The 16,811-nt window shown below is 58.5% G+C and carries 15 protein-coding genes; 6 read left to right on the top strand and 9 right to left on the bottom strand.

Translation table 11 applies throughout. The features are described 5' to 3' along the window. The first annotated feature begins 264 nt into the window (after positions 1 to 264). The gene (locus M2416_RS21150; RefSeq protein ID WP_076947694.1) at positions 265 to 1,503 is read left to right on the top strand and encodes an Nramp family divalent metal transporter; all 1,239 of its coding nucleotides are present in this window, start codon (positions 265 to 267) and stop codon (positions 1,501 to 1,503) included. Positions 1,504 to 1,564: 61 nt separating this feature from the next. Here the strand turns inward: M2416_RS21150 and M2416_RS21145 are convergent, their stop codons facing one another. Both M2416_RS21145 and mgrA read right to left on the bottom strand, forming a co-directional pair. Further along, complete coding sequence (locus M2416_RS21145) at positions 1,565 to 1,912, bottom strand: DUF2502 domain-containing protein (RefSeq protein WP_045856170.1); 348 nt, start codon at positions 1,910 to 1,912, stop codon at positions 1,565 to 1,567. 144 nt (positions 1,913 to 2,056) lie between these two features. Then, a complete protein-coding gene (gene mgrA / locus M2416_RS21140; protein ID WP_259226534.1) occupies positions 2,057 to 3,049 on the bottom strand; it encodes an L-glyceraldehyde 3-phosphate reductase in 993 nt (330 codons plus the stop codon). 176 nt (positions 3,050 to 3,225) lie between these two features. On the opposite strand from mgrA, the gene M2416_RS21135 reads away from it, so the two are divergent. Next, positions 3,226 to 4,887: an alpha-keto acid decarboxylase family protein gene (locus M2416_RS21135; RefSeq protein WP_259226532.1), complete on the top strand. Its 1,662-nt coding sequence runs from the start codon at positions 3,226 to 3,228 to the stop codon at positions 4,885 to 4,887. On the opposite strand, the gene M2416_RS21130 is transcribed toward M2416_RS21135, so the two are convergent. Continuing rightward, complete coding sequence (locus M2416_RS21130; RefSeq protein ID WP_259226529.1) at positions 4,884 to 6,119, bottom strand: ion channel protein; 1,236 nt, start codon at positions 6,117 to 6,119, stop codon at positions 4,884 to 4,886. The genes M2416_RS21135 and M2416_RS21130 overlap by 4 nt on opposite strands. Positions 6,120 to 6,383: 264 nt before the next feature. On the opposite strand from M2416_RS21130, the gene glk reads away from it, so the two are divergent. Beyond that, complete coding sequence (gene glk / locus M2416_RS21125; RefSeq protein WP_041146633.1) at positions 6,384 to 7,349, top strand: glucokinase; 966 nt, start codon at positions 6,384 to 6,386, stop codon at positions 7,347 to 7,349. Between the two features lie 38 nt (positions 7,350 to 7,387). On the opposite strand, the gene M2416_RS21120 is transcribed toward glk, so the two are convergent. Together M2416_RS21120 and M2416_RS21115 are read right to left on the bottom strand one after the other, a co-directional pair. Next, on the bottom strand, positions 7,388 to 8,131 hold the full coding sequence (locus M2416_RS21120) for a LytR/AlgR family response regulator transcription factor (RefSeq protein WP_259226526.1): 744 nt from the start codon (positions 8,129 to 8,131) through the stop codon (positions 7,388 to 7,390). Between the two features lie 11 nt (positions 8,132 to 8,142). Continuing rightward, on the bottom strand, positions 8,143 to 9,822 hold the full coding sequence (locus M2416_RS21115) for a sensor histidine kinase (protein ID WP_175636998.1): 1,680 nt from the start codon (positions 9,820 to 9,822) through the stop codon (positions 8,143 to 8,145). 399 nt (positions 9,823 to 10,221) lie between these two features. On the opposite strand from M2416_RS21115, the gene alaC reads away from it, so the two are divergent. After that, positions 10,222 to 11,460, top strand: a complete 1,239-nt coding sequence (gene alaC / locus M2416_RS21110) for an alanine transaminase (RefSeq protein ID WP_133599322.1) — start codon at positions 10,222 to 10,224, stop codon at positions 11,458 to 11,460. Positions 11,461 to 11,529: 69 nt separating this feature from the next. Here the strand turns inward: alaC and ypdK are convergent, their stop codons facing one another. Together ypdK and M2416_RS21100 are read right to left on the bottom strand one after the other, a co-directional pair. Beyond that, positions 11,530 to 11,601, bottom strand: a complete 72-nt coding sequence (gene ypdK, locus M2416_RS21105; RefSeq protein ID WP_115193904.1) for a membrane protein YpdK — start codon at positions 11,599 to 11,601, stop codon at positions 11,530 to 11,532. 360 nt (positions 11,602 to 11,961) lie between these two features. After that, positions 11,962 to 13,167 carry a cyanate transporter gene (locus tag M2416_RS21100; protein ID WP_310504039.1) on the bottom strand — a complete coding sequence of 402 codons (1,206 nt, stop codon included), beginning with the start codon at positions 13,165 to 13,167 and terminating at the stop codon, positions 11,962 to 11,964. 218 nt (positions 13,168 to 13,385) lie between these two features. Here M2416_RS21100 and cynR point away from each other — a divergent pair, with 218 nt between their 5' ends. Next, positions 13,386 to 14,288, top strand: a complete 903-nt coding sequence (cynR, locus tag M2416_RS21095; RefSeq protein WP_076947689.1) for a transcriptional regulator CynR — start codon at positions 13,386 to 13,388, stop codon at positions 14,286 to 14,288. A 7-nt stretch (positions 14,289 to 14,295) separates the two neighbouring features. Here the strand turns inward: cynR and M2416_RS21090 are convergent, their stop codons facing one another. Together M2416_RS21090 and M2416_RS21085 are read right to left on the bottom strand one after the other, a co-directional pair. Continuing rightward, positions 14,296 to 15,096, bottom strand: coding sequence for a MipA/OmpV family protein (locus M2416_RS21090; protein ID WP_076947688.1), 801 nt, complete (start codon positions 15,094 to 15,096; stop codon positions 14,296 to 14,298). Positions 15,097 to 15,350: 254 nt separating this feature from the next. Then, complete coding sequence (locus M2416_RS21085; RefSeq protein WP_076947687.1) at positions 15,351 to 15,992, bottom strand: TetR/AcrR family transcriptional regulator; 642 nt, start codon at positions 15,990 to 15,992, stop codon at positions 15,351 to 15,353. 127 nt (positions 15,993 to 16,119) lie between these two features. Here M2416_RS21085 and M2416_RS21080 point away from each other — a divergent pair, with 127 nt between their 5' ends. Beyond that, positions 16,120 to 16,779 (top strand): O-methyltransferase, encoded by a 660-nt coding sequence (locus M2416_RS21080; RefSeq protein WP_076947686.1) that lies wholly within the window; start codon positions 16,120 to 16,122, stop codon positions 16,777 to 16,779. Positions 16,780 to 16,811 lie beyond the last annotated feature (32 nt).

Below are 16,811 nucleotides of genomic sequence, written 5' to 3'. Positions count from 1 at the left end.
TATTGCAAGGAACTGTGACTAATCACCAAAATAGTGATCGAACATACATTTTTGTTATGTTGCGTAAAGGTTTTAAAAGTTGCTTAGATTGTACTAATCTGATGACCAGGCGAGATGGACTTCCATCGATGCCACCTTTTCGTTGTTAGCCGCTATCGTTCCCCCCTATCAAAGCAATAATTATCGCCGTTACAAATGAACTTGATAATCATTCGCATTTTGGTAGCATTAAACATAGCAAAGGCTATATTTCTGAGGCAGAAAATGACAAGCAGTCGCGTTGAGAATAGCAGCGGTCGCGCAGCGCGCAAGATGAAGCTCGCGTTGATGGGGCCTGCCTTTATTGCTGCCATCGGGTATATCGATCCCGGTAACTTTGCGACCAATATCCAGGCGGGCGCCAGCTTCGGCTACCAGCTGCTGTGGGTAGTGGTGTGGGCAAACCTGATGGCGATGCTGATTCAGGTGCTGTCGGCAAAGCTGGGAATTGCGACGGGTAAAAATCTCGCGGAGCAGATCCGCGACCACTATCCGCGCCCGGTGGTGTGGTTCTATTGGGTGCAGGCGGAAATTATCGCCATGGCGACGGACCTTGCCGAGTTTATTGGCGCGGCGATCGGCTTTAAGCTGCTGCTTGGCGTCTCTTTACTGCAGGGCGCCGTGCTGACCGGTATCGCCACGTTTTTGATTTTGATGCTCCAGCGTCGCGGGCAAAAGCCGCTGGAGAAGGTCATTGGCGGCCTGCTGCTGTTCGTTGCCGGTGCCTATATCGTTGAGCTAATTTTCTCCCAGCCGGCGCTGGCGCCGTTGGCGAAAGGGATGATTATCCCGAGCCTGCCTAACGGAGAAGCGGTATTCCTGGCGGCCGGGGTGCTGGGGGCCACCATTATGCCTCACGTCATCTATCTGCACTCGTCGCTGACCCAGAACCTGCATGACGGCACGCGCAAAGAGCGCTATAACGCCACCCGCTGGGATGTAGCGATTGCCATGACCATCGCCGGCTTTGTTAACCTGGCGATGATGGCCACCGCCGCCGCCGCGTTTCACTTTAACGGTCATACCGGCGTCGCCGATCTTGATGCTGCCTATCTGACGCTGGAGCCGCTGTTGAGCCACGCCGCGGCAACCATATTTGGCCTCAGCCTGGTGGCTGCCGGGCTGTCGTCGACGGTGGTAGGAACCCTGGCGGGCCAGGTGGTGATGCAGGGGTTTATTCGCTTTCATATCCCGCTGTGGTTTCGCCGGGCGATTACCATGCTGCCGTCGTTTATCGTCATCATGATGGGGCTCGATCCGACCCGTATCTTAGTGATGAGCCAGGTGCTGCTGAGCTTTGGTATTGCGCTGGCGCTGGTGCCACTGCTAATTTTTACCAGTAACCCGAAGCTGATGGGCGATCTGGTGAATACGGTATGGATTAAGCGAACCGGCTGGGTCATTGTGGCGATTGTGGTTGCGCTGAACGGCTGGCTGCTGGTGGGGACGGTGCTGGGATTTTAAGCGGGTAATAAACGGGGGAGCCATAAGGCTCCCCCGTTTGATTTAACTGATTGCAGGACATTCAGTGATGGCCGTGACCGTGTCCGCGACCTCCCGGTCCACGCCCCCAGCCGCCGCGACGGTCGTCGCGATCGTTCCAGCCCTCACGGTAGCCGCGTTCATAAGCTTTGCGCTTATCCCAGCCGCGGTGACGGCCGTTGTCATGATGCCGCCAGCGGTTGTCGCGCCATTCGTAGTTACGACGCCAGTAATCACGGTCGCGCCAGCCGCCACCGTCCCAGTAATTACCGTAATTGTCGCGATCGCCTATTTGTAATTTTACAGATGGCAGCAGGGTGATTTCACCAGCGTTAGCAACTAATGGCGCTGAGGCCAGCAGCACGGCAGCCAGTATCAGTGACCTGAACATACTCTTCTCCTTCACGATCGAGCCTTGCGGCTTGTTAACGTGATATTACGAGGCGGTGAAGCCCCGCAGCATTGGATGAACTCCTAAATCGCGGATAAGAGCACTTTTTGCTAAAGTGACTTTTTTGCTAAAGTAACTTTTTGTTTACGCCGCCAGAATCGCGTCTATTTTCGCGCACTCATCAGGGCTGAAGTGGCGGTTGGCGAGCATCCCGACGGCATCGTCAAGCTGGGCCGTTTTGCTGGCCCCGATCAGCACCGAGGTCACTTTTTCACCGCGCAGCACCCAGGCCAGCGCCATCTGCGATAGCTTCTGTCCGCGCGCCTGCGCCAGGGCGTCCAGCTGGCGGACTTTCTCCAGCTTTTCTGCCGTCAGCTGATCCGCCTGCAGGAAGCGGCTGCCGCTGGCAGCCCGGGAATCCGCCGGGATACCGTGTAAATAGCGGTCGGTTAGCTGGCCGCCGGCCAGCGGTGAAAACGCAATGCTTCCGACCCCCTCGGCCTGCAGGAAATCCAGCAGCCCGTCTTCGACCCAGCGCTCTAACATGGAGTATTTTGGCTGATGAATAATGCACGGCGTGCCGAGATCGTTGAGAATGCTCACCGCCTCCGTCGCCTGGGCGAGAGGGTAGTTCGATAGCCCGACGTAAAGCGCTTTACCCTGACGCACGATGTGGTCAAGCGTGCGCATCGTTTCCAGCAGCGGAGTCTCGGGATCGGGGCGGTGATGATAGAAGATATCGACGTATTCCAGCCCCATCCGTTTCAGGCTCTGATCGAGGCTGGCAATCAGATACTTGCGCGAACCCCAGTCGCCGTAAGGCCCGTCCCACATGGTGTAGCCGGCCTTGCTGGAGATAATCAGCTCATCGCGATAAGGTAAAAAATCCTCCCGCAGGATGCGGCCGAAATTGCTCTCAGCGGAACCCGGCGGCGGCCCGTAGTTGTTGGCCAGATCGAAGTGCGTAATGCCGAGATCGAAGGCGTGACGCAGCAGCTGGCGGCTGGTTTCTACTCGCGTTTCGTCACCAAAGTTATGCCAAAGGCCGAGAGAAACTGCCGGCAGCTTTAGCCCGCTCTGGCCGCATCGGCGGAACTCCATTGTCTCATATCGCGTCGCATTTGCCTGGTAAACCATACTTCCTCCGCAGATAAAACAGCTTGTGTATACGTTTACACTAAAGAATGTTCAGCCCGGAGTACACACCCCAAAGTCGTAAATTTTGCTTTCCACCTCATATATTCGACACAATCTGGACAGTTCGATCGCTTATTCAATACTCAAATTACCTGCACGGGATGAGGAGTATGGCTATGCAACCGACTTACACGATTGGCGATTATCTGCTGGATCGCCTTGTAGATTGCGGCATAGACCGCTTGTTTGGCGTACCGGGAGATTACAACCTGCAGTTCCTCGATCGTGTGATTGCGCATGAGGCGCTGGGATGGGTCGGCTGCGCGAACGAACTGAACGCCGCCTATGCGGCCGACGGCTATGCGCGTATTAAGGGCGCCGGCGCGCTGCTGACGACCTACGGCGTTGGCGAGCTGAGCGCGCTTAACGGCGTGGCGGGCAGCTATGCCGAACACGTCCCGGTTCTGCATATCGTGGGCGCCCCCTGCAGCGGCGCCCAGCAGCGAGGGGAGCTGCTGCACCACACGCTGGGGGATGGCGACTTTACCCATTTTGCGCGCATGAGCGAGCAGATTACCTGCACTCAGGCCACCCTGACGGCGGGCAACGCCTGCCATGAAATCGATCGCGTTCTCAGCGAAATGCTGGCCCACCATCGCCCCGGCTATTTAATGCTGCCCGCCGACGTCGCAAGGGCCAGCGCCACGCCGCCCGCGCGTCGTCTGGTGATTGAGGGGCCGCCGGCGGACGAGAATCAGCTGGCCGGCTTTCAGGAGTATGCGGGACAGCTGCTGCGGGGCAGTCGGCGGGTATCGCTGCTGGCGGATTTTCTCGCTCAGCGCTATGGCCTGCAGGAAACGCTAAGAACCTGGGTCGAAAAAACGCCGATTGCTCACGCCACCATGCTGATGGGCAAGGGGCTCTTTGACGAGCAAAACCCTGGTTTTGTTGGCACCTACAGCGGCATCGCCAGCGCGCCCCAGACCCGCGAGACCATTGAAAACGCCGATACCATTATCTGCGTAGGTACGCGCTTTACCGACACCATTACCGCCGGATTTACCCAGCATTTACCGCCAGAGCACACCATTGAGATCCAGCCGTTCGCCGTCAGGGTAGGGGAGCGCTGGTTTAGTCGGATCCCGATGGATCAGGCGCTGGCGGTCCTGATCGGGCTCTCTGCCAGCCTGGCGGCGGAGTGGACGCTGCCGCCGGTCTCGCTGCCGGAGGTGGGCGGAGCTACGGGCGGCGCGCTGACGCAAAAAAGCTTCTGGAGCACCGTGCAGGAGCAGCTGCGGCCGGGCGATATTATTCTTGCCGATCAGGGAACCGCGGCATTCGGCGTCGCGGCGCTGAGGCTGCCCTCGGATGCGACGCTGCTGGTTCAGCCGCTGTGGGGGTCGATAGGCTTTACGCTGCCGGCGGCCTACGGCGCGCAGACCGCCGCGCCGGACCGAAGGGTGGTATTGATTATCGGCGATGGCGCAGCGCAGCTCACGATCCAGGAGATGGGCTCGATGCTGCGCGACAAGCAGCGGCCGCTCATTCTGCTGCTTAACAACGAAGGTTATACGGTTGAGCGGGCGATCCACGGGCCTGAGCAGCGCTATAACGATATTGCCCTCTGGGACTGGAACCGCCTGCCGGAGGCGTTTGCCCCCGACGTTCCTTCGCGCTGCTGGCGCGTGACGCGTACCGCGGAGCTGAAGGAGGCGATGAACGACAGCGTAACCTCCGACCGGCTGACGCTGGTCGAGGTGATGCTGCCCAAAATGGATATCCCCGACTTTTTGCGCGCGGTAACTCAGGCTCTTGAGGAGCGCAACAGCCGCGTTTAGTCGGGGCGTCGTTTAATCATCATCAGCGGCTTCCCGGCCAGCAGCAGCCAGGCCGGGAGCATCACCATGCACAGCAGCGGCAGCAGGGTGGTGTCCGGCACCACGACGGCGGCCATAAACAGGCTCAGCCAGCCGTCACGGGTGACCACCAGCGTCATGCCGAGAATCGCGCACGAGACCGTAATCGCCGCCGGGACGGCGTCAACGTGCGCGTGCAGCATCAGGCCCAGCGCCACGCCGACAAATACCGCCGGGAAAATCCGCCCACCGCGAAAGCCGCTGGCGGCCGCCAGCACCAGCGCCGCCAGCTTCACCAGCGCAATCAGCATAAAGTCGCCGCCGGTCAGGGTCTGGCTGAAAGCCATCTGCTGCATCTCATCCAGCCCTTTAAACAGGGTGATATGCCCGCCGACGGTTCCGAGAATGCCGAGCAGCAAACCGCCGATCCCGAGCGTTAAAACGGGGCTTTTCAGGCGGTGCATTAGCGCATGCAGGCGCGGTAAGCACCAGACGGCAACCATGCCCACGGCAATTGCGATAAGCGCGACCACCGCGCCGCTAAAGATATCCACCAGCCGCATCTGGGGATAGTGCGGAATAGGTAGCGAGAAATGAGGGTTGAAGAACAGGCTGGTTGTCAGGGCGCCGGCCGCTGCCGCCAGCAGCGGGGCAAAAAGGCGGTCCCACAGCGGGACGTCGTTGCTGCCGTTAAGGGTTTGCGAAAAGATCAGCGCGGCGGCAACTGGCGTGCCAAACAGGGCGCCGATAGTCCCGGAGGCGGCGAGGATCGTCCAGTCAAGCGAGCTGACGCGAGGAAAGAGGCGCGAACCGATAGCCACCGCCAGGGCGATATTGACCACCATGATGGGGTGTTCTGGCCCAAGGCTGACGCCGCCCGCGAGGCCTAAAATGAGCGCGGCAATCAGCCCCGGCAAGGCGCTGGTGCTGACCGGCGCGCCGACCAGCGATTCAGCCGCCGGATCGGGCCCGGCGTGGCCTGGGCTAAAGCGGATAACCAGACCGACGGCAATACCGGTGAGCGTCAGAATGGCAATGGTCCAGAGATGCCCGCCGGCGTTAAGGCCGAGGCTTAGCGGCAAAACGCTCCAGAGGATATTCTGCAGGACGCTCGCAACCTTCATCGTCACAATCAATACCAGGCTGGATGCAATCCCGATGATAACCGCCGGGACCGATAGCAACAGCATTGTTCTGGCGCGCGGATGCAGCATGAAAATTTCCTTTTGCAGGTGGCGGAGCACTACTTTGCCTTCGCGCCAGGAGAGCGTCGATGCAAATGGTGCTGAAACGATAAACTTAAGGCTATGCCTGACGATCGCGGCGGCGCAGGATAAACCATTTTGCACAGATTACAGCCTAAATGTGATATAGGTCGCTAAACTGTGGGCGCTTATACGTTGGTCGTTGTTGTTAAGGCATCATGAATTTACAGTGTGCCAAAAGAATCATTTTGACTTTAGTGGAGCCGTAACGGAATGACAAAATTTGCTTTAGTAGGGGATGTCGGCGGAACCAATGCCCGACTGGCATTATGTGATATGGCGAACGGGGAGATCTCCCGCGCAAAAACCTATTCCGGGCTCGATTATCCCAGTCTCGAAGCCGTTGTTCGCGTCTATCTCGACGAGCACAGCGTCGACGTCGAGGATGGCTGCATTGCTATCGCCTGCCCGATCACCGGCGACTGGGTGGCGATGACCAACCATACCTGGGCGTTTTCCATTGCCGAAATGAAAAGCAACCTCGGGTTTGCGCACCTGGAAATCATCAACGATTTCACGGCGGTATCGATGGCGATTCCGATGCTAAAAGCCGAGCACCTGATTCAGTTTGGCGGCACGGCGCCGGTGGAGGGGAAACCTATCGCCGTCTATGGCGCGGGGACCGGCCTCGGCGTGGCGCACCTGGTCCACGTTGATAAACGCTGGGTCAGCCTGCCGGGCGAGGGCGGCCACGTCGACTTCGCGCCGAACAGCGAAGAAGAGGGCATTATTCTGGAAGAGCTGCGCGCCGAGCTGGGACACGTTTCCGCCGAACGCGTGCTCTCAGGCCCGGGTCTGGTATACCTCTATCGCGCGATAGTGAAATCCGACGGTCGTTTACCGGAAAATCTGCAGCCGAAAGACGTGACCGAACGCGCGCTTGCCGACTCCTGCATCGACTGCCGCCGCGCGCTGTCGCTGTTCTGCGTGATCATGGGCCGTTTTGGCGGCAACCTGGCGCTGACGCTGGCGACCTTTGGCGGCGTGTATATTGCGGGCGGTATCGTGCCGCGCTTCCTCGAATTCTTTAAGGCGTCCGGCTTCCGCGGCGGTTTTGAGGATAAAGGGCGCTTTAAAGCCTTCGTGCAGGATATTCCGGTGTACCTGATTGTCCACGACAATCCAGGGCTGTTGGGCTCCGGCGCGCATTTACGCCAGACGCTCGGCCAGATCCTCTAAACCACGCCTCCGGGCCCGAGGGCCCGGATAAGCGCCGGCTACAGGTGCATCAGCTGGCGGAACTCTTTGACCTTGCTGCGGCTCACCGGCACCTGAAACTCCAGATCCCGCAGCCGCAGAACGTAGGTGTTATTAAACCACGGCTCAATTTCGCGAATTTTGTTCAGGTTGACGCAGTAGGAGCGATGGCAGCGGAAGAAGTGCGCCGGCGGCAGTTTGGCGCAAAACTCCGTAATGTTCATCGGCATCACGAACGACTCCCGCCGGGTATAGACAAACGTCATTTTTTCATGCGCTTCCGCGTAGTAGATATCGTGAATGCTGGTGACGATAATCCGCTCATCTTTGATCATATTGATGGTGTCGTTTTCCCGCTGCGGGTTCGGCGCCGCGCTGGCGCTGGCCGGCGGAAGCTGCTGCTGTTGCCAGGCGCTGCTTAGCTTCTGCAGCATGTTGATAATGCGTGATTCCTGATAGGGCTTGAGGATGTAATCGAACGCCTCCAGCTCAAATGCCTCTACGGCGTGCTCTTTCCAGGCGGTGATAAACACAATAAACGGCTTGTGGGCAAACTGGCTGATGTTCTGCGCCAGCAGAACGCCGTCCAGCGACGGAATGTTGATGTCGAGAAAAATGGCATCAACCCTGTTGTGCTGCAGAAACTTCAGCACGTCCAGCCCGTCGTCAAAGGTACCGACAATCTCCATCTGGCTGTGGGTATTAATCAGCCAGGTCAGCTCCTGTTGCGCCAGGAACTCGTCCTCAACGATGATGACTTTCATTTTTTCTCCGCTCATGGCAGCAGCGACACCGGCGTAGACTGAGGGGCGTTGCGGTTGGGTACGTAGAAGGTGATCTCCGTACCCGGGGTCATGCGCCGGATATGCAGCCCTTCGCCGTACAGCAGTTTGACCCGATGGTGAACGTTGAGCAGGCCGATTTTATTCCCCGGCATTTCATCGGCCTCCACCCGGGCGACGACGGCCGGATCGATGCCGTTTCCGGTATCACGGACGCTAATTCGTACCCGGTTCCCACACTCGTTGATGCCAATCGTGACCACGCCTTTTCCCTTGCAGGGCTGGATCCCATGAACAATGGCATTTTCTACCAGCGGCTGGATCAGCAGGCTGGGGATGACGCAGCTGACTTCATCATCGATATCATAGATAACGGTGAGCTTGTCGCCGAAACGCGCCTGTTCAATGGCAATGTAGTCCTTGATTTGGTACAGCTCCCTTTTAATATCAATCTGCTCGTCGTCTTTTAATTCAATGTTATAGCGTAAATAGCGCGATAAATTAAAAATAAGCTGACGCGCGGTATCCGGGTTCATGCGAATCGATGACGAAATGGCGTTGAGCGCGTTGAAGAGAAAGTGCGGATTGATTTTACTCTGCAGCGCGCGCAGTTCGGCCCTGTTGGCCATTTCCCGCAGCTGCTCCGCGCGGGAGACCTCCAGCTGGGTGGAGATAATTTGCGACAGGCCTATCGCCATCTCCTGCAGCGACGAAGTGATGCGGTGCGCGTGGCAGTAGTAGATTTTCAGCGTTCCGGTGACGACGCCTTTTTCCCGCAGTGGGATCACCAGCATCGAGTGAATTTCCGGAGTTCTGTAGGCCTCATCGTTGTTCTTGATAATAATTTTGCCACTCTCAATCGCCTGGCGAGTGGTGGGGCTAATGGCGTTGTCGCGGTCGTGATAGTTGCCCTCGCCGAAGCCAACGTAGGCCAGCACCCGATCGGTGGTGGTAATGGCTACCGCATCGGCGTTGATATCGCGGCGGATAATGTCGCAGACCTGACGGAGCGACTCGCTGTTAACGTGGCGAAACAGCGGCAGCGTTTTGTTGGCAATATCCAGCGCCAGCTTGGCCTGGCGCGCGGCGCTGGCCTCTTTTTCTCCCTCAACGCTCTGCACCAGCAGGACGATAAAACCGATACTGACGCTGCCGAGGATCATCGGAATACCGATTTTCGAGACGATATCGAAGCCCAGTGAAAAAGAGGGTGCCCACAGCACAACGAGGATCATGGTCAGCGTTTCGCAGAGCATACCGGCGAGGATCCCGGCCTTCCAGCGCTGGGCCTTGGGCACCCTGCGGCCGATCAGTCCGGACAATAGCCCGGCGATGATGCTGGTGATAAAGCAGGGGATGGCGGTAACGCCGTCGATATCGATCAGGTAGCGGTGCACCCCGGCAATGACGCCAACGATAGCGCCGACCCACGGGCCAAACAGGATACCGCCGGACATCACCGCGATGATGCGCACGTTGACCAGCGAACCCTCTACCGGTACGCCTGACCAGGTACTGAACAGGGCAAACAGGGAGAAAATGGCGGTGACCGCCAGCAGCTCCTTCGGCGTATGGGCAGATTTATGCAGCAGTTCGCGAAACAGCCGCAGGCGGATGAGGAAAAAAAGACAAATCAGCATCAGTGCCGCGCGGTCAAAAACTGCGAGCAGCATGGTGAATATTTCGTGCATGGAGGCGCCGTGTCATTCGCGGGAAAACGCTATGATAAAAAACCTCGCCCCAGAAGGCCAGCCGCAGACAATAATAGGGAACAGGCACACGCTTAAAAGGGGATCCATAGCAAACGCCGGGCGGCCGCCAGGGCGAGAGCCCTGCGGCTAAAATATGGTAATACAAAAGATATTAAGATGTTACTTTCAACGATCGTATCGGCTAAACCCGGATCCGCAGCTGCCGTATTTACTGGAACGAGTGCCCGTTTTTCCTGCCAGATTTTATTTTTTCTCTGCCCTCTCGACAGCATGAATTTTTTCGGGTTATTTTCTAAACGTGTCGCAACAGCGGCAGCGTCGCTCGGACGGTCCGGGCGCTCACGTTAATCCGAGGAATCTATGGCTGAATTCAGTCCTGAACGCCGCTTTACGCGTATCGATCGTCTCCCCCCGTACGTTTTTAACATTACCGCTGAACTGAAAATGGCTGCGCGTCGGCGCGGCGAAGATATTATTGATTTCAGCATGGGCAACCCGGACGGCGCGACGCCGCCGCATATCGTTGAAAAACTGTGCACTGTTGCCCAACGCCCGGATACCCACGGCTACTCGACCTCTCGCGGTATTCCACGCCTGCGCCGGGCTATCTCGCGCTGGTATCAGGATCGCTACAACGTCGAGATTGACCCGGAATCGGAAGCCATTGTCACCATCGGCTCGAAAGAGGGGCTGGCGCATTTGATGCTGGCGACGCTGGATCACGGTGACACGGTACTGGTGCCGAATCCCAGCTACCCTATTCATATTTACGGCGCGGTCATTGCTGGCGCCCAGGTGCGTTCGGTGCCGCTGGTGGAAGGCGTTGATTTCTTCAACGAGCTGGAACGCGCGATCCGCGAAAGCTATCCGAAGCCGAAGATGATGATCCTTGGCTTCCCTTCAAACCCAACCGCGCAGTGCGTCGAGCTGGAGTTCTTTGAAAAAGTGGTGGCGCTGGCCAAGCGCTACGACGTGCTGGTGGTGCATGACCTGGCCTATGCCGATATTGTCTATGACGGCTGGAAGGCGCCTTCCATTATGGAAGTGCCCGGCGCGCGCGACGTGGCGGTTGAGTTCTTCACGCTGTCGAAAAGCTACAATATGGCCGGCTGGCGTATCGGCTTTATGGTCGGCAACAAAACGCTGGTCAACGCGCTGGCGCGAATTAAAAGCTACCACGATTACGGCACCTTCACCCCGCTGCAGGTGGCGGCCATCGCCGCCCTGGAGGGCGATCAGCAGTGCGTGCGCGATATTGCGGAGCAGTACAAGCGCCGTCGCGATGTGCTGGTTAAGGGGCTGCACGAAGCGGGCTGGATGGTGGAGTGCCCGAAAGCGTCCATGTACGTGTGGGCAAAGATCCCTGAGCACTACGCAGCGATGGGATCGCTGGAGTTCGCCAAAAAGCTGCTTCAGGATGCCAAAGTGTGCGTATCGCCGGGCATCGGTTTTGGCGACTACGGCGACACCCACGTGCGCTTCGCCTTGATTGAAAACCGCGATCGGATCCGTCAGGCTATTCGCGGCATAAAATCGATGTTCCGCGCCGACGGACTGCTTCCTGCCGCGGGCAAGACGGCAGGCGAAGGCCAGGAATAAGTGCGGGAATAAAAACAGGAATAAAAAAAGGGAGCCGCTGGCTCCCTTTCTTTTAACTATTCACGCTGCTTAGATCATCAGGGCAAAGGTGCCGGCCCAAACGATGACCATAAAAGACACGCCCATAAAAAAGTATTTCACGTCTCATTACTCCGCATTCTCGGCGAAACGCCAAACGAATTTTGTTTTCATTGTTTTCCATGAACTGTCGCAGGAAAAACCAGAGGCTTCTGGCGGCTGCGGCGGTTCGGAATTACAGGCTGTAACTGCTCCAGCTGGCGCTAATGTACGCCTAAAAAATGGGGGAAACAAGAGGCATTTTTTTATTAATTTTTAGTTACTTACGAGTGTCGTGATTCGGCGACACATTAATTTCACTCGGTAATAAATACGATTCTGGCGAAGGCAATTGGCGGCGATAGTTTTAACGCGGGTAGCGGTTTGATTTTTGGCTTTTTTCTCTGCGGGAAGGGGGCGAAAGCGGCCCTTGCGCACCTGACGTTATTGCGCCTGGTCGCCAGTCGGCGACGATTTTCGCCACTCCTGCGGGTAGCGTGCCGGCACAAAACGCAGCGTTATCACCATCAGGAGCGCCACACAGACGGCGTGAAAGGCCCAGTCCAGCACGTAATTCCCGCTCAGGCTGCGCAGCAGGCCCGATAGCCATGGCGAGAGGCCGGCAACGATAAAGCCAATTCCCTGCATAAAGGCCACCAGCCGTCCGGCAATCGCCGGATGTCGGGAGTGGTCGAGCGCCAGCACCAGGCACAGCGGAAAGGCGCCGCCTAAACCAACCCCGCAGCTTATCGCCCAGAGCTGCGGCAGATACAGCGGCAGCCAGATAAACCCGCAGAAGCCAATCAGCTGCAGCAGCAGCGTCAGCATCAGCAATTTACGCCGATCTTCATGCCGGGCCAGCATCGGCAGCAGCAGGGCGCCGACGGTTTGGCCCAGTGTCATCACGGCAAGCAGGGTGCCGCTAAGCTGCGCGCTGTAGCCTGACTGCATGTAGTAGGGCGGCAGCCAGGCGATCAGGCTGGCGTAGCCGCCGTTAATGAGGCCGAAGTACAGCCCGAGCGTCCAGGCGCGACGGTGGCGTAAAATAGCGGTTTCCGGCGTCGCTGAGGCGAAAGGCGCTTCCCGCGCGGGCGCGCGGTTAACGGACCACCAGCCGAGGAGCGCCAGCGCCGCGGGCAGCGTCCACCAGGCCAGGGCGTGGTACCAGACGGCGCTGCGCTGCGCCAGCCACGGCGTCAAGGCCGCTCCGAGACCGCCGCCGCCCATCAGCGCCGCTGACCATAGCCCCATCACCTGGGGCGTATGCTGCGGGAAGCGGCGTTTTATCACTCGCGGGATCGTTGCCTGAATAATACCGATGCCGATCCCCCCGAGCAGGGCGCTGCTCAGCAGCAGCCCGCTGCGCGGGGCGAGCTCGCGTAGCAGCGCGCCGGCGGCGATTGCCAGCAGGCTCAGCGCGATCCCCCGGTTCTCACTGAGGCGGCGGTCAATCCACGGGCTGGCCAGCGCCAGCGCGCCCATCGCGACGACCGGGATGGCGGTGAGTAGCGAAACGAGGGTAAAGCTCATACCGCTGGCCTGCTGCAACTGGGGAAGGAGGGGGCCGATTGAGGTCAGCAGGGGGCGCATATTGATGCCGACGAGGACCAGTACCAACAGCATCAGCCGGCCGCGCGCCGCGTGGCTCATAGCGACCCGCCTGCCCGCTGCGGATGCGGGCCAGGGCGGCCGACGGACGCAGGCTGAAGAAGGTTAACGTCGATGGACATAAAGGCTCCTGCAAATAGGGATGCGGCGCGCGGGGGGAAGCGCCGGGATTAAAGGTGCCGACAGGTTACGTATCTTATTCCATAAGTTAAAAGACTTATTTATGATGAGTTCAATTTGAATTGCTTATGGATACCGGCATGCTGCTGCGTCATCTCACCTGTTTTCTGGCGGTTGCCGAACATCGCGGCTTTACGCGCGCCGCCACGGCGCTTCATATCTCGCAGCCGGCGCTATCGCAGCAGATCCGCCAGCTTGAAGAGACGCTGGGGGCCCAGCTTTTTGACCGCAGCGCGCGCAGCATCCGCTTAACGGATGCCGGGGAGGTGTGGCTGATCTATGCGCGCCGGGCGCTGCAGGATTTAGCCGAGGGAAAGCGCGCCATCCACGACGTGGAGGACCTTCAGCGAGGGACGCTGCGGGTGGCGATGATGCCGACCTTTACGACCTATTTTATGGGGCCGCTGGTGGGCTCTTTTTATCAGCGCTACCCCAATATTTCGCTGACCCTGCGCGAAATGGATCAGGATCGAATGGAAGCCCTGCTGCGCAACGATGAGCTGGATCTCGGTATTGCTTTTGACGGTGGCGGCTCGCGAGATATCCTGTCCCGCCCTTTGCTGACGGAAACGCTGGCGCTGGTGGTGGGCCGCCACCACCCGCTGGCGGCGCAGCGGCGGGTGGAGCGGGAAGCGCTGAGCCAGGAGTCGCTGATATTGCTCAGCGGAGAGTTTGCGACCCGCGAGCGGATCGATCTCTATTGCCGCCGGTATGGGATTGAGCCGCAGGTTCGGATGGAGGCGAACTCGATTAGCGCGGTACTGACCGTTATCCAGCGTACGCCGCTATCGACCCTGCTGCCGGCCGCCGTTGTCCGGGAGCGCGACGATCTGGTTGCCGTTGAGCTAACGCCGGCGCTGCTGGAAAGAACGGCCTGTCTGCTGCAACATAAGGATGCCTGGCAGAGCGCGGCCGCACGGGCGTTTAGCACCATGGCGCTGGAGGTGGCCGCCGGGCTGAACGCTGAAGGAGAAGGGCGCTAGCGCGGGCTTACCAGGTGTAGCCGACGGCGAGAATACCGTACAGCTCGCCGCTGTGCTGAACGATAGGGCTGTCGGCGATGTCCTTATCGTAGAGCTCGTAGTTAGCCGCGAACATCCCTACCCAGTGGGGGCTAAAGCGGTAGCTGGTGACAATGGCCGCCATCGGCGAAACGGTCGTGCCGGTATCCCACTGCTGGCGCTGGTCGGTAGCTTCCGCGGACGACACGCCGCCAAAATAGTAGTTCGCCATATTTTTACTGCGGATCATCAGCCCCATCCCCGGCATGATCAGCAGATTGTTTTTGATGATCGGGAAATCCGCCCATAAAAGCAGCTCCTGCCCGTCGCTGCGACCGGTGACGTCGGAGCTGATGCGTGCGCTGAGCAGCGCATAGGGGGTGATCAGCGTCGCGCCGATCCCCGCTTCAAACTCTCCCTTGCGCTTTTCCATTCCGCTGAACGCAGCGCTATCGCTGGGATCTAAATTACCAAAACGCCAGCGGCCGTAACCGTAGGCCGCCACCGTGTCATCGATATGAAAATAGTAGCGGGCGCGATCGCCAAGGTAGATAAAGCGGTCGCCAAAATAGAGTCCGCCGGGGATCAGGTGCGTATCGTTATCCTGCTTTTCGTAGCGCGCGGTGCCGCTGATGGCGGCGGCACCCAGCACGAACCCTTTGGGTACCGGACTATTGGGGTTGTTTGCCGAGAAAATATCGATAGAGCCCAGATCAACCTCGGCGCTGGCATAGGTGCAAGATAAACATAACGTGCAAAGTACGGCGACCGGGCTGAGATAGGGTTTCATCCATATTCCAAAAATGGCTAGCGGCGGTGAAATGAAGGCAGAAAAGTGCTTTTTGAATATATACCAGGTTGGGTGGGTATGCGGGTTGGTTTTTGTTTTTTCTTAATTTTTCGCGAAGTACGCTGCGGTAAGGACGCCGCCCGCCGTGAGTCGACTGAGGGCGTCTTTGTCTGAGGAACCGGCGTTTCTGGAGGATAAACGCGCCGTCGCCAACCTGCGCCTTGCGGTACCACGCCATCAGTTCTGCGGCGCCTTCAGCCGGCGTCCTCCTGCGCGGACTCTCTTAGCCAGGCGCTGAACATATCCGCCATCGCATCAGAGAAGCGGCTAATTTCTTCGGCCGTGCGCGGGCTGGATGAGAAACCGCTGCCCACCGAACTTAGCGTTGTCGTCAACAGCTCGCAGGCCAGCTGCTGCCTGGCCGCCGAGGCGTCGGGAAGAACTTCCTCAATAAAGTGGCGATAGACGCTATCGGCCGCGGTTCTATTTTCTGTGGCCTCGGGCGCGTCGCGATAGAGCGGCGCGGCGTCGTTGAGCGCCTGGCGCAGTCCCGCCTCTTCGCACTCCGACTGGATAAAGGCGTGCACCAGGGTGCGTAATCGGTCGAGCGGAGGACGATCGGCGTTACCGAGGATCCCGCTGAGCATGGCCGTTGTCTGCTGCCATTCATCGCTTTGTAAGCGAAACAGAATCGCCGCTTTGTTGGGAAAATACTGATATACCGACCCGACGCTCACTCCCGCCTTTTCTGCCACCCTCGCGGTGGTAAAGCGTACCGCGCCCTCTTTTTCTAAAACCTGAAGCGCGGCCTGAATAATTGCCGATACCAGCTCGGTTGAGCGGGCCTGTTTTGGCTTTTTCCTCAATGAAATCAAATTGCTTTTAGCAGGTGACATGGCGCTTCTCTCCCGAGTCGGAACGCGAATAGTTAATGCGAATAATTGATCGTATTCTTTAAAAGATGACGAATTATTCGCATTTTATGCCGCAGGCGTAAACCACACAACTTCTGAAGGATTTATTATGTCAACCACGCTGACATCCGCGCCGCTGGCGGCATTACTGGAACGCCTGTTTAAACAGGCAAATGGGGCCGCAAGCGCGGCGTTCTCCGGCATTCCTCGCGCCGACCGCGAGCGGATGATGACCAGCAAAACTGAATATCGCGAGCTTTATGGTCATCTGAAGGACCTCTGGCTCCCCGTCGCCGCGGAGACCGGGACGTTGCTCTATATGCTGGCTCGCAGCATTCGGGCGCAGCATATTGTGGAGTTCGGGACCTCGTTTGGTATTTCCGCGCTCCATCTGGCCGCGGCGCTAAAGGATAACGGCGGTGGCCTGCTGATAACCAGCGAGTTTGAGCCGAATAAGGTGCTGCGGGCCCGCGAGCACCTGAAAGAGGCCGGGCTTGATGCTCTGGTCGATGTTCGCGAAGGCGATGCGCTGCAAACTCTGGCGCAGAATCTGCCGGAGACCATCGATATGGTGCTGCTGGACGGCGCCAAAGCACTGTATCCGGAGATTTTGGCGCTCCTCGAAAGCCGTCTGCGCCCCGGCGCGCTTATCATCGCCGATAATGCCGACTACAGCGCGGAATATCTGGAGTACGTGCGCGATCCGCAACAGGGTTATCTGTCCGTGCCCTTTGCGGATGACGTGGAGCTCTCGCTGCGCACGAGATGAAAAAGAGCCCGCAACAGGGCACAAGAGCCGAA

Origin of the sequence: Klebsiella sp. BIGb0132 (assembly GCF_024810075.1) — a bacterium.
Taxonomy (GTDB): Bacteria; Pseudomonadota; Gammaproteobacteria; order Enterobacterales; family Enterobacteriaceae; genus Klebsiella; species Klebsiella terrigena.
Note: the sequence above shows the minus strand (reverse complement) of the source record. Positions and strands in the feature narration are given on the sequence as shown.

What these genes read in the sequence shown, in the direction of transcription:
- M2416_RS21150 (WP_076947694.1), top strand. Translation starts at nt 265, where the DNA reads ATGACAAGCAGTCGCGTTGAGAATAGCAGCGGTCGCGCAGCGCGCAAG.
- M2416_RS21145 (WP_045856170.1), bottom strand. Translation starts at nt 1,912, where the DNA reads ATGTTCAGGTCACTGATACTGGCTGCCGTGCTGCTGGCCTCAGCGCCA.
- mgrA (WP_259226534.1), bottom strand. Translation starts at nt 3,049, where the DNA reads ATGGTTTACCAGGCAAATGCGACGCGATATGAGACAATGGAGTTCCGC.
- M2416_RS21135 (WP_259226532.1), top strand. Translation starts at nt 3,226, where the DNA reads ATGCAACCGACTTACACGATTGGCGATTATCTGCTGGATCGCCTTGTA.
- M2416_RS21130 (WP_259226529.1), bottom strand. Translation starts at nt 6,119, where the DNA reads ATGCTGCATCCGCGCGCCAGAACAATGCTGTTGCTATCGGTCCCGGCG.
- glk (WP_041146633.1), top strand. Translation starts at nt 6,384, where the DNA reads ATGACAAAATTTGCTTTAGTAGGGGATGTCGGCGGAACCAATGCCCGA.
- M2416_RS21120 (WP_259226526.1), bottom strand. Translation starts at nt 8,131, where the DNA reads ATGAAAGTCATCATCGTTGAGGACGAGTTCCTGGCGCAACAGGAGCTG.
- M2416_RS21115 (WP_175636998.1), bottom strand. Translation starts at nt 9,822, where the DNA reads ATGCTGCTCGCAGTTTTTGACCGCGCGGCACTGATGCTGATTTGTCTT.
- alaC (WP_133599322.1), top strand. Translation starts at nt 10,222, where the DNA reads ATGGCTGAATTCAGTCCTGAACGCCGCTTTACGCGTATCGATCGTCTC.
- M2416_RS21100 (WP_310504039.1), bottom strand. Translation starts at nt 13,167, where the DNA reads ATGAGCCACGCGGCGCGCGGCCGGCTGATGCTGTTGGTACTGGTCCTC.
- cynR (WP_076947689.1), top strand. Translation starts at nt 13,386, where the DNA reads ATGCTGCTGCGTCATCTCACCTGTTTTCTGGCGGTTGCCGAACATCGC.
- M2416_RS21090 (WP_076947688.1), bottom strand. Translation starts at nt 15,096, where the DNA reads ATGAAACCCTATCTCAGCCCGGTCGCCGTACTTTGCACGTTATGTTTA.
- M2416_RS21085 (WP_076947687.1), bottom strand. Translation starts at nt 15,992, where the DNA reads ATGTCACCTGCTAAAAGCAATTTGATTTCATTGAGGAAAAAGCCAAAA.
- M2416_RS21080 (WP_076947686.1), top strand. Translation starts at nt 16,120, where the DNA reads ATGTCAACCACGCTGACATCCGCGCCGCTGGCGGCATTACTGGAACGC.